This window comes from Burkholderia sp. PU8-34, assembly GCF_053427725.1.
This window is the reverse complement of the sequence record NZ_JBSAXC010000011.1, coordinates 179805-193640: the sequence shown is the minus strand read 5'-3', so window position 1 is coordinate 193640 and position 13836 is coordinate 179805. Positions and strand designations below refer to the sequence as shown.

The window sequence follows — 13836 nt, the reverse complement described above, 5'->3', positions numbered from 1 at the left end:
GCTTGGATTCAATGAGGTATCGAACCGGGCGCTAGCCCCTTAAGCAGAGCAGTATGGAATGCACTCGGGTCCTGGATCTGCGGTGCGTGCCCGAGCTCCGGAAACTCGACTACAGAAATATGAGGAACTGCCGCTTTGGTTAGCTTTGCGAGTTGCGGATAGTTACCGATCTTCGCTCGCACCTCCGGCGGCGCCGCGTCCTTGGCGATTGCAGTGGTATCCTTGTCGCCAACCATCAGCAGCACGGGCATAGTGAGCTGGCCGAGTTCGTAAACGACGGGCTGCGTATAGATCATGTCGTAGAGGAGAGCAGAATTCCACGCCACGATGTTCTTGTCCGGTCCACGGTACATCCCCGCGAGCATCTGAACCCACGGCTCGAAATCGTCACGCCATTGTCCAGCATAATATGTTGATCGTTCGTAGCGGCGAATTCGATCCGCACTTGTCGCCAGTTCACGTTGGTACCATTGGTCAACCGACAACGATGGCACGCCCTTAGCCTTCCAGTCTTCGAGGCCTATCGGGTTCACGAGTATGAGCTGTCGCGTCTCCGACGGATACATCAGTGCATAGCGGATCGCGAGCATGCCGCCCGTGGAATGTCCCATGATGGTGGCATTGGATACACCGATTGATTCGAGTAATGCATGAGTATTGCGCGCAAGTTGCTGGAAGCTGTATTGGTAGTGCGGTGGCTTGCTCGATTTGCAGAAACCAATCTGATCAGGCGCAATGACGCGATAGCCAGCGGTTGACAACGTCCGAATCGTTCCATCCCAGGTTGCTGCACAGAAATTCTTGCCGTGTAGCAGCACAACAGTCTGACCGTTCGGATGTTCCGGCTTTACGTCCATGTAGGCCATGTGCAACGATTCGCCTTGGGACGCAAAATCAAACATGTGAACCGGGGCGGGATACATGAAGCCCTCAAGTTCCGCGCCGTAAACAGTCTCATCGGCGGTGGACGGCGCCGATGCGCCGAAAGACAATTGCGAAATTGCGCCGATCGCGCATAATGCCAACGCGGCGAGCGACGAGCGAGTTCGAGACATAGAAGTACGTACCAAAAAGTGTGCGCCCGACAAATGAGAAACGGAACGTGTCCCAGTCGTGACCATAGTCAACGAATGATTTGGCTCAGTTTGCACCAAAGATGTTGATAAGATTCCCCTCCGGGTCGCGGATCATCGTTGACCTCAACCCCTCGGCGAGTTGCTGGTCTACCCAAACGGTTTCTACGCGGTGTTCCGCCAACAAGGCGCTCATCCCGGGCAGATCGTCGGTTTCCAGTACCAATGCCTTCCAGCCAAGTACCCCAAGGTGATCGGGCGGCGGCGTGCGGTCGACCGGGCGTTTCAGTGCTCCCGGGCGAGAGACCAGTTCAATTCGAAGCCCGCTGGCTTCAACCATTGCATACTCGGCTCCAACTGCGTCGAAACGACCTCGCTCGACCATAGTGAAGTCAAACACTGTCGTATACCAACGGATCATCGCATCCAGATCATTGACTGCCAGAGCGAAGTTCGACAATCGAAACCCGGATACGGGCTTTGGCGGTAGATGTGCCTGATACACGGAAATACTCTCCTAGCTGACAAGAGACAAGCGTTGTGGGACGGGTCTGGCACGACAACCGCCACGTTTTGGACGGTTGCCATGGAACAGATACCGAGAGTCGAAATCGATTGACAATGCGAATCAGAGCAATGCCTCGCGTGTCATCGGACATGAGACGCCGCTCACGCGCGGAGCACATACAGTTCAGACTCACGCGGTTGACGTAAGCATGCGATTATCATCTACATCGCGATGTGGCGCTCAGCGACCAAAAAGATGCTGCACTGGACCATCCTGGTCAAGGCCAGTGTGGACATAAGGACGGTATGACGGTGTTAGGCAAGCCCCGGACATCGTGATAATTTGTGATGCCGTGGACTGCCCTTGTACGCTGATATTACGTGCGGGTAATGGATGCGCCACCGTCAACCAGCGAAGCCGTCCCTGTCACAAACGACGAGTCGTCCGACGCGAGATAAAGAACCGAACGGGCGAGTTCGTCTGGTTTCGCCACTCGCTTAAGTGCATGCAGGTTCGTCACGAAGGCCTGAGACTCCGGCGTATTGTTCATGCCTCGATACATGTCCGTATCGACCGCCCCGGGCAGGATCGCATTCACCCGTGCGCCTTGTGCGCCGAACTCTGCTGCCAGCGCCTGCGTCAGTCCAATCAGACCAGATTTGCTCGCTGCATAGGCTGCGACGCCAGGGAAGGCGAACGTGTAGCCAACGAAGGTCGACGTAAAGATAATAGAGCCACCGCCCTGCTTCAGCATCTCGGGAATTTGGTGCTTTGCGCCCAGGAAGGCACTGGTCAGATTAGTCGAAAGCGTCTCCGACCAACCGCCTTCCGATACCCCCGTGGTCGGCCCCATTTCGCCAAGCGTTCCGGCGTTGTTGAACGCGATATCCAAGCGGCCATAACGGCTGACTGCAAGCGCCACGAGGGCCTTCGCATATTCCTCCGATTGAACATCTCCTGCCAAAGAAGCCGCTTCGCCGCCTTCGGCAGCGATTTCGGCTGCCAGGGCTTCGAGTTCAGCCTGACGCCTAGCTGCCAAGACAAGTTTGGCCCCTTCTTTCGCAAACAGCTTTGCAGTTGCGCGGCCAATCCCACCACTAGCGCCAGTGATGATCGCGACTTTCCCTGACAAACGTTGCATCTGACTCTCCTTGAGTTCGTCGGCCGCTGCATCACGCCTCAGCCAGTGGAGAGGACTATACGTGCTAGGGGAAGCGGTTAGAATATGCAAAATGTTCGAGCACTATTCAGTTTCTCTGAATATCCGGAGGCGTGTTCATGGACAGACTGCGTGCTCTGGAAGTTTTCGTGACGGTGATAAGTCGTGGCAGCTTGAGACGCGCCGCTGACGCGCTTGCGACATCTCCGGCAAACGTCACGCGCTACATCAATGAATTGGAGGACCATCTCGGCACACGCCTCCTGAACCGGACAACACGCAAGCTTTCCCTCACAACGAGCGGGGAAATTCTGTACGAACGAAGCAGGCAAATCTTAGATGAATTAACGGAGACGGAAGAGTTGCTCTCTTCGATGTCGGGCGAGCCTCGAGGCAGATTGCGCATCAACGCTCCTGTCACTTTCGGCATACTTCACCTGGCCCCGCTATGGGCCGAATTTGTACGACGATATCCGAGAGTGGAGCTCGAGGTTTCACTCACCGATAGAATCATCGACATTCTCGATGAAGGCTGCGATCTTGCCATCCGGATATCACGCGCCGGGTCCACGGATCATGTCGCGCGCAAGCTTGCAACATCAACCAACATCCTGTGCGCTTCACCGGACTACTTAGAGCGGCACGGATACCCCCAGTCACCAGATGAACTGGCCAACCACCACTGTATCGGTTACACCTATGCCTCGACCGGCGACGATTGGCAGTTTGTCGATAGAGATGGGAAGCTCCACGGTGTAAGGGTTACTTGTCGTATACACACGGACAACGGTGACACTGCGCGTGCAGCGGCTCTTGCAGGCGCCGGTGTAATCTGGCAACCGACCTTCCTCATTGGGGACGACATACAGGCAGGTCGACTGGTGCCTTTGCTTCGTGATTTTCGTTTGCCGGACATCGATGTGCTCGCGATTTACCCCAGCCGTCGACATCTCGGAGCAAAGGTTCGTGTGATGATTGACTTCCTTGTCGAGATGCTCGGCGGAGTCCCTCCCTGGGATCGTGATAAGAAATAGCCTGATTGCGGCCTAACGTTACCCCCCGCTTGAATACATGCAGCGGCGGGGCCTTTTTTTGGCACCACAGCGTTACCTACAGGGATTCGTTGACGCTGTTCGAGCACCTGCCGCTCACGCCAATAGTGACGAAGACTCCATGTATGTTGAATTGACCTGGCTCCGCGCAATATGGCGCAGCGCGATCCGCCCGCAGTTGTTCGAGGCATTCGCATATCAACGTCCGACACTTCGTACATCAAACGCGGCGACCCGGTCCACAATCCTCCTCATTGTCAGCCCGGTTTTTCCTTTTACGATTTGGAGAACATCATGAGTGCAGTTAACGGAAATCGCGTCGCGGTCGTCTACCACAGTGGTTATGGTCACACGGCGAAGCAAGCACAGGCAGTTGCTCGAGGTATCGAGAGTGTCGAAGGCGTCGAAAGTCTGCTTGTTAGCGTCGATGAAATCGATATCTACTGGGATGCCCTTGAGGATGTCGATGGCATCATTTTTGGAACCCCAACATACATGGGCAGCGCCTCCGCACAGTTCAAAACGTTCATGGACTCAACGTCACGCCATGTGTTCGCAAAGGGTGCAAAGTGGTCAGATAAGGTTGCAGCTGGCTTCACGAACGCTGCGTCGCGGTCCGGCGACAAGCTTGCGACGCTGCAGCAACTCGCCATCTTCGCGGCTCAGCACCGCATGCATTGGGTCAATCTTGGCCTTCCTCCGGGGCACAATGCGTCCAATACAACGGAGGATACGTTGAACCGACACGGGTACTTTATTGGCGCTGCAGCACAATCGGACGCGGACCTGCCGGCCGAGGTTGTACCTCCGGCCGCTGATCTGCGCACCGCCGAGTTTCTCGGTGCCCGAGTCGCCCAAGTAGCGCGACTGCTAGCGATTGGTCGGAACACCTTGGCTTCGGCCAACGCTCTGGCGTAATCCACGCATCAAAGAGCGCAGGGCTGCGTGCCGCAGCGTGCAGCCCAGTAAACCGCCCACCCGGCAAGTTCCCTCGCCCGCCACGCAAGGGCCACCTTTCTATCCATCGATTCGCTCCCACGTCGATTCCGAAACCGATGGACGGGTTCACTCATACTGTTGACGCTCCTCTTGCCAATCAGGCAAACATGTCAACGCCTTGCACTAACCGCTCTGCGAGACGCGGTTGTCGCAGTTGCTCGATCCACCATTGCAGTGCACGGCCAACATGATCGCCACGCCAAGCGACATACATAACATTAGGCTCGCGAGGGTCTGCTGTTTCCATTTCCACAAGTTCGCCGCGCTTCAAAAGCGAACTTACTCGATGCTTCGGCAACCAGCCTACCCCCAACCCGTCACGTTGAGCCACAATCTTGGCGCGCATACTGGGCACAGCGAGCGAGGTCTGACCACCGACTACCCCGTACGCTCGGCCTGGGGTAAGGCGCGACGAATCGGCCACGGCAATTGATCGATGCGCCAGAATGGTTTCGCGCTTGAGCCGCCCCTTTTCTACCGCAAGCGGATGACGGGGCGCCACAGCAAACACCCATTCGATTACTCCGAGTTCGAACCATTGCAACCCTGGTATAGCAGGCGGTTCGTTGGTCGCGCCAATGATCAGATCTGCACGCCCATCGCGCAGCGCCTCCCAAGTGCCACTCAATACCTCATTTGTCACTCGCAGCTTGACCCCCGATTCCAGTGCATCAAACGCACGTATCACCGGCATCACGAGTTCGAACTCGATAATATCGTCGGTCACAATCCATAAACGATCCTCCCAGCCGTTCGCAATCTGCCGCACCCGCTGCGTCAATCGCGATACATCCTGCATCAGCCGCGCGGCCTCGTCCGCCAATAACTGTCCGGCCGGCGTGAGCTGAAGACGGTATCGCCGTCGATCAAACAACAACGCGTCAAAACGCGCCTCCAGTTGCCGCGCGGCATGCGAAACCGTGGACGGAGCCTTATTCAGCCGCGCTGCGGCCCGGTTCAGGCTTCCCGTGTCCCGAATCGCGTTCAGCAATGCCAATTCATCTTCCGACAACATGTTCGACCTCATCGAATAAGCTCTTCGATGGAATCGTACGGCAAATTCTCGGTAACAGTCCATGATTCTCTCACCGACTCAAAAGCGCCGCGAGGAAGGTACGGGCCCTGGTAGCCCCACCCAGAGAAAGCGCTTCAGCCGCACACGGCAGGGAAAGGTGTCTCTGCTGCGCGTTATTTCTCCGACTCCGTTTCGATGAGAGGATAGACATGGGACTTTTGGTGAATGGCATCTGGCAGGATCGCTGGTACGACACCGCATCCACCGGTGGTCGATTCGTGCGCAAGGATGCCGCATTCCGCAACTGGGTCACTACTGATGGCTCAGCCGGCCCAAGCGGCGCAGCCGGGTTCAAAGCCGAACCGGGCCGCTATCACCTTTATGTAGGCCTTGCTTGTCCTTGGGCTCATCGCACACTCATCGTACGAGCCCTCAAGGGATTGGAAGACTTGATCAGCGTATCAACCGTGCACTGGTTGATGCTCGAAGACGGTTGGACCTTCGCCGACGGCCCCGGCGTTGTGCCCGATACCATCAATGGATCCCGCTTTCTGCGCGAGGTCTACACTGCAGCGGATCCCCTTTACACGGGACGTGTCACGGTTCCCATCCTCTGGGACAAACACCGCGCGACAATTGTCAGCAACGAGTCTTCCGAAATTATCCGGATGTTTAACTCGGCTTTCGATGATCTTGGGGCAAAACCCGGCGACTTCTACCCCGTCGAGCTGCGCGACGAGATCAACGAAGTTAATGATCGCGTCTACCACACACTGAACAACGGCGTGTACAAGGCTGGCTTCGCCACGACGCAAGCGGCGTACGAAGAAGCCGTCTTGCCGCTGTTCGAGACACTCGATTGGCTCGAGGAACGACTTGCAACGCAGCGCTTTCTGGTGGGTAATGCGCTTACTGAAGCGGACATTCGTCTCTTTACCACCCTGATCCGCTTCGACGCAGTGTATGTCGGACACTTCAAGTGCAATCTGTGGCGGATTGCCGACTATCCGCATCTTTCCGCATACACCAGGGATATCTACCAGATTCCCGGTATCGCGGAGACGGTCGATTTTTCTCACATTAAGCGTCACTACTACGAAAGCCACCGCTCGGTGAACCCGACCGGCGTCGTACCCGCCGGCCCCGTTGTTGATTTTTGGGAACCGCATCACCGGGGGCAGCTCGCATCGCCAAATCACCTTACTTCGTCGCTTTAACCTGCTGCACCTTTCTACTAGGAAATATCATGCTCCAGTTTTACTTTCACCCGTCCCCGAACCCGATGAAGGTCGCACTGCTGCTCGAGGAACTGCAAGTGCCGTTCGAGCTCATCGGCGTGGACACTTTCAAGGGCGAACAGCACAAACCCGAGTTCCTGAAGATCAACCCGAACGCCAAAGTACCGGCTATCGTCGAAGACGGGATCGCGGTATTCGATTCGCACGCCATCCTCCTGCACCTTAGCGCAAAGCATGGCAAGTTCGTGCCGACCACTGCGTCTCAACAGGCAGAAATGCTTTCGTGGCTGCTCTTCATTGCGACGGGCCTCTCTCCGTTCTCGGGCCAAGCAGTTCACTTCCTTCACCATGCGCCGGAAACTCTCCCGTATGCGCAGAATCGATACCTGAAGGAAGTGGAGCGCCACTATCGCGTCCTCGACGCGCGTCTTGCCAAATCGCCGTACCTTGCGGGCGACGAATATACGATTGCGGACATGGCGCTCTGGGGCTGGGCGAATTTCGCCGGCTACATCCTTGGTGAAAAGGGCCTGACCGACTACCCGTCGGTGAAACGCGTGGTCGATGAAATCTCGCAGCGACCTTCTGCAGCTCGCGCACAAGCGCTCAAGGAAAAGCTCACTCTGAAGGCGGATTTCGACGAAGAAACTCGCCGCTCGCTGTTCCCGCAGAACGAGCCGACTGCGTAAGTGTCATTGTCCCGTGCCTCTGTTAGGCGGGTACGGGCCGACACTAGGCAGTTCACATCTGGTTCCGCTCAAGTCGCCTATGGCGTTTGTGCGGGGCCACTTTGATTCGAACGTCTGCACGGCATGACCCATACACGGGTGACTCAGTCACTCACCACCCTGCCAGCAAAATTCCACTGGCTGCCGAAGATGCGTATTGTGCGACGCAGTTCCAACGCATCCACCACGCAATAGCTCGCAGCTGCTAGCAGAGTGCTTTACACCCGTTACTCCTTTAGCACCCGACTGTCGCACCACCGGACTGCAGTCACCGATGCGCGATACAACTGACATTGAACGGCTGACCACGCTGCGAACAGCATGTCGACGCCCCCCTTCCCTAGCGTCCTTCAGCAGGCTTATCCGGCTGCGTGCTCGCCCACTGCGTAACCGAACATGAAAAGCGCGGCTTCTATTGGGCGCAGTCGGCGAGTTGGCGAACAATACTTAGCGAAGCCGGTGTTTCTTGCTTCCACCGCGAGGTAACGACACCCCCAATTTACTCGAACATTCTGTGTGACCCGCCGAGCATTGACCTCCGTTAGCATTGGGTACACAAATCGAGGATGGTGTTGTGGCTTCGGGTCGGGCGTTTTAGACCGTGGCCACGTGACAAACCATAAACATTCCGGTATCGCCTCGTGTTGTCCGTCACCGGCCTCCTTGCTCCAGCGCGCGACAAACATGCCTAGTGCCGCTCCAACACGGCCGTCAGATATCACGAAGTTCCGGCAATCCAGTGAAAACACTTTAGTGGGTCCCGAGTCCACGACCATCGGGACTCGTCTGCCGTTCACTACGACGAAATTTTCCGAGCTGGAGCAGCACAAGTCTCGCCTCGCGAAATGTTCGGATACAGCCAGAAGGTGCGCCGCGCGAGAACCGCCTTGTGAACGGAGTATCGTTGCGATCGCCGGGCGATGCCCCACGCCACCCCATCCGAGGATCACGTTGCACAAACGCACACCGGCCCGAATCATTCGAGGCAGTCCAAGCTGTCGCTGTTGTAGATCATCGCCACATCCATTACGAGCGGACTGACCACGCATCGCGCTATAGCGTGCCCTCACTCCGCCGCGAAATTTTAAACGATGAAACAGCACTTTCCAGTTTGACCGCCTGATCTTCAAGGGACTGCGCAGACACAGCGGCCTGCTCAACCAACGCTGCGTTCTGTTGCGTCACATGATCCAGCTGATTCACTGTGTGGCCAACTTGTTCGATGCCACGACTTTGCTGATCCGAGGCGTAAGCAATCTCGCTGACTATGGTGGAGACGTGACGAGTTGCTTGAGTAATCTCACCCATAGCGGTGCTAACCTCGACAGCCTGTCGCGCGCCCTCCCGAATCATCTCGACCGAAGAGCCAAGCAGTTCTTTGATTTCCTTCGCTGCACCTGCCGACCGCTGTGCCAAACTCCGAACCTCGCTTGCGACGACCGCAAATCCTCTCCCCTGCTCACCTGCGCGTGCAGCTTCGACTGCCGCGTTAAGTGCAAGAATGTTCGTCTGAAATGCAATCCCCTCAATGACGCTCGTTATCTCGGAGATCTTGCTCGAGCTTCCGCTGATGCGGTCAATCGTACCTACCATTGCTTGAACGATACTATTGCCTGAATCGGCAATATTCGTTGCATTGACTGCGAGCGTGCTCGCTTCACGTGCATTTTCCGCGTTCTGCGATACAGTCTTCGTCAGTTCTACCATGCTTGATGCTGTCTCTTCAAGTGACGCAGCCTGTTCTTCAGTCCGTGCAGATAAGTCGATATTTCCTGAAGTTATTTCTCGAGCAGCGGCAGAAACAGAGTTTGTCGCCGAATGCACGATAGACATGGCGCCTTCTACTCTACGCATAAATTTGTCGAACGCAACTGCACCGTGTCCAAATTCATCCATGCGCGGACTTGATGACCTCCCTGTCAAGTCGAGCGTCTCCGCAATCACTTCGAGCTTGCGACGTTGTCCATCGAGCCCTCCACACACGACGCGATATAAGTGAAAGCCGCTGCTACTCGCAACGAGTGCACCGGCAAGAGCGACAGCAACGAGAACAGCCATCGACAATCTATATTGTGACGCCTCGCCTGCTCCCAGGTGTAGACACTCAGCAAGTCCCAACATACCAACAACAAGTAAGATTGCTGCACAGACTCCAAATGTAGCGATTATTTTTAATTTGATTGTGATTACATATTTCCGCACGCTGGTCTCCTTATCTTGACTTTGAAGTTTCTTAACAAGCTGGGCGTTACACTTGCTTTGCTATCGTCTTGACACGCAAGAACCGGTCGATGGCAATCAAGTCTCCGTGTGCAACGCGCAAATTTACGATCCAAACGCGCCACTCCTACGTGGTTGCTTACCCGAATCGGCAGGTGAAGGAGCAAGGGCAAGCGGTGAACCCCTCTCTCCCCACACATTCGCGGGCAACGATGCCTCCTTGAGTCACCGAGGACTCACGGCAGTGCCATCTGACTTCGCACTAAGCTCTGCCGACTGGCGTAGAGGCACAACACGAGCTACTTTTGGGCGCAGCGCCAGCCGTGGGCTCGCGCCGCGTCCCCGTCACCCCCTCTCATATCGCATCGCCGCCGGACATTGCCGGTGGCGAGCAGACCGGCATGCTACGCGATGCCGGTCAACTCACGAGCCGCGAGGATTTGATCGCTTGGCCCTTGATCTCTCGAAAGACAGCCGATATTCCACCGGCGAGAAGCGCGTGCGCTGCCGCGCCATGCGTATTCGATGTGGTTCATGGAAAACACGGATGGATTCCGGAACCCCACAATTCTATCTTAATTATAAAGATACTTTGTTATCGAACAAAATTGCTCGAAGCCTCTGTTGGACACCGGAGACAGGCTATGCCCCTGCCAGTTGCAAGGGATGTTGAAGTCAATTTGCCGATTGCAGCGCCCAACACGGCAAGCACCGTGTCGGACGAACGGACTCGAGTTTGCGGTTGGACTATGGCTGCAATCCTTTCGCTTATGCCCTTCCTACCATTCGCCGACAGGACCTGGCTGGCGACCCTAGAGGGTCAAATACGCCACCATCTTCGCCTGTCAGACTCACAAGCGGAACTGCTGCTCGCAGCCGCGCTCCCGACCATATGCAGCATCGCCCGACTTCCTCGGGAATATTCATTCGATCGCGGCAATCACAAGACTGTACCGCTCTCTGGTGTGCGAGCGTGGGAGCGCAATCTCGGCATGCAGCCACTTCGCCACGAGTTCCCCGTGCGATTGTTGGCTGTGCGGGCTTCGGCTTCAGCGAAGCGGTGCTAAGTCCAGTCACCTATTCGATGCTTCGCACCACACTTGACGAAAAACTTGTCGCGAGCCTCCACGTCACCAATCAAGGCCACTCGCGCCTGAGCAGCGCCGATCCTCGTCCGCGCTCGGCGCCCCCCGTGTATGCGAGGGTTGGCGTGGGCAGGCACATGGACCAATGAACCCCAACAAATCTGCCGGCGAACTCTCTGTCAAGCCTGTAGTTGACTGTATCTCTCCAACTTTCCCTGTTGCTCACTAGGAGATCTGCGTGAAGGTCATCAATTTCGTCTCAAAGGAACAATTCGCTCAAAATGCACCCGACACCGGGACCGCTTACGGACACGAGCCGGCACATCCCGACGATGTCCTCATCGGTGTCGGTCCCGGTACTCCATGCGGAGAGTACTTGCGTCGCTACTGGCAACCAGTTGGCGTGTCAGCAAATGTGACTTCGCGCCCTCAGATGGTCCGCATTCTCGGAGAAGACCTCGTGCTATTCCGCGATATGAGCGGTCGTGTTGGGTTGCTCTATCCGCGCTGCATGCATCGTGGCACATCGCTCTACTATGGCAAGGTCACTGAAGAAGGCATTCGTTGTTGTTACCACGGTTGGCTGTTCGACGTCGAAGGCAACTGCCTGCAACAGCCGTGTGAGCCAAACAATGGATTGCAACGCGACAAAGCGCGTCAGCCGTGGTATCCGATCGAGGAACGCTACGGCATCGTCTTCGCTTACATGGGACCTCCTGAGAAGAAGCCCGTACTTCCCCGTTACGATATTCTCGAAAATCTCGCTGATGGTGAGTACATTGACGTAGACGGTACCGGTTATGGCGGCTACGCTGATCGCGTAGAAGAGCCACACGTGCCCTACCATTGGCTTCAGAACTGGGAGAATGTCATGGACCCCTACCATGTCCACGTCCTTCATACGACATTTTCGGGAACGCAATTCGCCGAAGGATTCAGCGTAATGCCTCAGGTGAACTTCGAGGCCGTCTCCAACGGCATGATCTATCACGCGTATCGACACTTCCCCGATGGCCGCAAGATGGATCGAATCAATTCGGCCTTGTTGCCGAACATCTCCGCAATTCCGACGATTACCCTTAGCGAGGGGCGCGGCAACATGATCGGATGGCATGTGGCCGTTGATGACTCGCACTTCCGCGTATTTTTTGCAGCTCGCGTCACAAAGCCGGGGCGTTTCGACGGTTATAAAATGCACAACGGAAAACGCTGGACCGAGCTGACCGCGACCGAAAGGCAAGATTATCCAGGCGACTTCGAGGCGCAAAGCGGCCAAGGCGCCGTCACGCTCCACTCCGAGGAGCACCTCGCAACAAGTGACCGTGGTATCGCCATGCTTCGTCGAATGATGAAACAGCAAATCAAAATCGTCGCAGAAGGTGGTGATCCTATCGGCGTCAATTTCGACCCAGAAAAAGCACTCGTTGAAATTCGTTCAGGAAATTTCTATCAAACTGTGGGCGCTTGATTCAATGAACGCAATACGAACGATTGGCATGTCTGTCTCAGACGTGCGTACTTGCTCACATGACGTTAAGCTGTTTGAGCTTACGCCCCTTGGTACAGAGAACGTACCTGACTTTGAACCGGGGTCCCATGTGGACATAGCTCTGCCGACCGGTATCGTGCGCAGTTACTCACTGGTCAATGGTCCAGACGTGCGTGATCGTTATCGTATTGCGGTCAAGCGTGAACCGCTTGGACGTGGAGGATCGACATGGCTGCACGACCATGTCGCCCTAGGAACGGTGCTTCAAGTTAGCCAGCCACGCAACGCATTTCCGCTTGATGTCTCGGCTACGCATAGCGTGCTAATCGCTGGTGGAATCGGCATCACGCCGATTCTGTCAATGATTCAGATGCTCGAAGCCCTGGGACGTCCGTGGACGTTGCACTTCGCAGCAGCTTCAAGTTCAAGTGCACCGATGCTCGATGAAGTGTTGGCGCTAGGCTGTGCGAGCCATGTGGGGACGGTGCGTGCCTCGATCAAAGACTTCCCGAATGCGGTAAAACTAGACCTCGACACAATCGTGCGTGAAGCGCCCGCGCAGTCGCACTTCTATTGCTGCGGTCCTGCACGCATGCTAGAAGCCTTTGATGCAGCAACAGTTTCCACTCCTACTCACCGAGTTCATTCCGAGCGCTTCCTCTCTGACAAGACCGCAGCGTCCGACCACGCATTTAAGGTAAAGCTCGCGATATCTGATCGAGAGGTTCTAGTTTCTGCCGGTCAGACGATCGTCGAAGCGTTGCGTACCGCCGGCATCTCCGTACCAACGTCCTGCGAACAAGGAGTCTGCGGCGCCTGCGAAACGCGAGTAATCAGCGGCATTCCCGATCATCGAGACCTTGTGTTGACAAGCGACGAACAGGCACGTAACGACATTATGATGCTCTGTTGCTCGGGTTCAAAATCGGACCTCCTGGTGCTTGACCTGTAGGGTCGTTCGATACGCGGTGTCGTAAGGCACGTGGCTGAATCCTCGTGCTCTGCGTCGAAGGTGGCGTCCACAACACGCGCTCGAAGTGACGCCAATGGCAGCGCGGCTCGAGCACGCTCGAAACCGAACCGGGGACACCAGTCGGTTGAGAGGACGACCTGACAATATGGGTACGGCCGCAATAGCTCGTCCAGTACCAGTGCGAACTCGAAGAGCACGATGTGGCCGGGCGCGCTGCTGGCGACGCCCTGCGGAGTCAGATACGACGCGCCACGATGCAAGACGCCGTCGAAATTGAGAAAGAGTACGCTGCGCACG

At 56.2% G+C, this 13836-nt stretch carries 12 protein-coding genes; 6 read left to right on the top strand and 6 right to left on the bottom strand.

Annotated features, from left to right (window positions below; translation table 11 throughout):
• Nucleotides 1–8: 8 nt before the first annotated feature.
• From ACV22Z_RS24775 to ACV22Z_RS24765, 3 genes are all read right to left on the bottom strand, one after another.
• Nucleotides 9–1055: an alpha/beta fold hydrolase gene (locus ACV22Z_RS24775; RefSeq protein ID WP_448078912.1), complete on the bottom strand. Its 1047-nt coding sequence runs from the start codon at nucleotides 1053–1055 to the stop codon at nucleotides 9–11.
• 85 nt (nucleotides 1056–1140) lie between these two features.
• The gene (locus ACV22Z_RS24770; RefSeq protein ID WP_448078911.1) at nucleotides 1141–1578 is read right to left on the bottom strand and encodes a VOC family protein; all 438 of its coding nucleotides are present in this window, start codon (nucleotides 1576–1578) and stop codon (nucleotides 1141–1143) included.
• A gap of 379 nt (nucleotides 1579–1957) precedes the next feature.
• Nucleotides 1958–2722, bottom strand: a complete 765-nt coding sequence (locus tag ACV22Z_RS24765; RefSeq protein WP_448078910.1) for an SDR family oxidoreductase — start codon at nucleotides 2720–2722, stop codon at nucleotides 1958–1960.
• 137 nt (nucleotides 2723–2859) lie between these two features.
• Between ACV22Z_RS24765 and ACV22Z_RS24760 the strand changes: the two genes are divergently transcribed.
• Together ACV22Z_RS24760 and ACV22Z_RS24755 are read left to right on the top strand one after the other, a co-directional pair.
• Nucleotides 2860–3774, top strand: a complete 915-nt coding sequence (locus ACV22Z_RS24760) for a LysR family transcriptional regulator (RefSeq protein ID WP_448078909.1) — start codon at nucleotides 2860–2862, stop codon at nucleotides 3772–3774.
• Nucleotides 3775–4086: 312 nt separating this feature from the next.
• A complete protein-coding gene (locus ACV22Z_RS24755; RefSeq protein ID WP_448078908.1) occupies nucleotides 4087–4710 on the top strand; it encodes a flavodoxin family protein in 624 nt (207 codons plus the stop codon).
• 178 nt (nucleotides 4711–4888) lie between these two features.
• Here the strand turns inward: ACV22Z_RS24755 and ACV22Z_RS24750 are convergent, their stop codons facing one another.
• Nucleotides 4889–5806 carry a LysR family transcriptional regulator gene (locus ACV22Z_RS24750; protein WP_448078907.1) on the bottom strand — a complete coding sequence of 306 codons (918 nt, stop codon included), beginning with the start codon at nucleotides 5804–5806 and terminating at the stop codon, nucleotides 4889–4891.
• Between the two features lie 209 nt (nucleotides 5807–6015).
• Here ACV22Z_RS24750 and ACV22Z_RS24745 point away from each other — a divergent pair, with 209 nt between their 5' ends.
• Entirely contained in the window at nucleotides 6016–7023 is a 1008-nt protein-coding gene (locus ACV22Z_RS24745; protein ID WP_448078906.1) for a glutathione S-transferase family protein, read from the top strand.
• A gap of 29 nt (nucleotides 7024–7052) precedes the next feature.
• Nucleotides 7053–7733, top strand: coding sequence for a glutathione S-transferase family protein (locus ACV22Z_RS24740; RefSeq protein ID WP_448078905.1), 681 nt, complete (start codon nucleotides 7053–7055; stop codon nucleotides 7731–7733).
• Between the two features lie 1092 nt (nucleotides 7734–8825).
• On the opposite strand, the gene ACV22Z_RS24735 is transcribed toward ACV22Z_RS24740, so the two are convergent.
• A complete protein-coding gene (locus ACV22Z_RS24735) occupies nucleotides 8826–9974 on the bottom strand; it encodes a methyl-accepting chemotaxis protein (RefSeq protein WP_448078904.1) in 1149 nt (382 codons plus the stop codon).
• 1341 nt (nucleotides 9975–11315) lie between these two features.
• On the opposite strand from ACV22Z_RS24735, the gene ACV22Z_RS24730 reads away from it, so the two are divergent.
• Nucleotides 11316–12545: a Rieske 2Fe-2S domain-containing protein gene (locus ACV22Z_RS24730; protein WP_448078903.1), complete on the top strand. Its 1230-nt coding sequence runs from the start codon at nucleotides 11316–11318 to the stop codon at nucleotides 12543–12545.
• Nucleotides 12502–13518 (top strand): PDR/VanB family oxidoreductase, encoded by a 1017-nt coding sequence (locus ACV22Z_RS24725; protein ID WP_448078902.1) that lies wholly within the window; start codon nucleotides 12502–12504, stop codon nucleotides 13516–13518. Before ACV22Z_RS24730 ends, ACV22Z_RS24725 begins: the two co-directional genes overlap by 44 nt.
• Here ACV22Z_RS24725 and ACV22Z_RS24720 read toward each other — a convergent pair.
• Nucleotides 13416–13835 (bottom strand): HAD domain-containing protein, encoded by a 420-nt coding sequence (locus ACV22Z_RS24720; RefSeq protein ID WP_448078901.1) that lies wholly within the window; start codon nucleotides 13833–13835, stop codon nucleotides 13416–13418. The genes ACV22Z_RS24725 and ACV22Z_RS24720 overlap by 103 nt on opposite strands.
• Between the last annotated feature and the right edge of the window lies 1 nt (nucleotide 13836).

What these genes read in the sequence shown, in the direction of transcription:
- ACV22Z_RS24775 (WP_448078912.1), bottom strand. Translation starts at nt 1,055, where the DNA reads ATGTCTCGAACTCGCTCGTCGCTCGCCGCGTTGGCATTATGCGCGATC.
- ACV22Z_RS24765 (WP_448078910.1), bottom strand. Translation starts at nt 2,722, where the DNA reads ATGCAACGTTTGTCAGGGAAAGTCGCGATCATCACTGGCGCTAGTGGT.
- ACV22Z_RS24760 (WP_448078909.1), top strand. Translation starts at nt 2,860, where the DNA reads ATGGACAGACTGCGTGCTCTGGAAGTTTTCGTGACGGTGATAAGTCGT.
- ACV22Z_RS24755 (WP_448078908.1), top strand. Translation starts at nt 4,087, where the DNA reads ATGAGTGCAGTTAACGGAAATCGCGTCGCGGTCGTCTACCACAGTGGT.
- ACV22Z_RS24750 (WP_448078907.1), bottom strand. Translation starts at nt 5,806, where the DNA reads ATGTTGTCGGAAGATGAATTGGCATTGCTGAACGCGATTCGGGACACG.
- ACV22Z_RS24745 (WP_448078906.1), top strand. Translation starts at nt 6,016, where the DNA reads ATGGGACTTTTGGTGAATGGCATCTGGCAGGATCGCTGGTACGACACC.
- ACV22Z_RS24740 (WP_448078905.1), top strand. Translation starts at nt 7,053, where the DNA reads ATGCTCCAGTTTTACTTTCACCCGTCCCCGAACCCGATGAAGGTCGCA.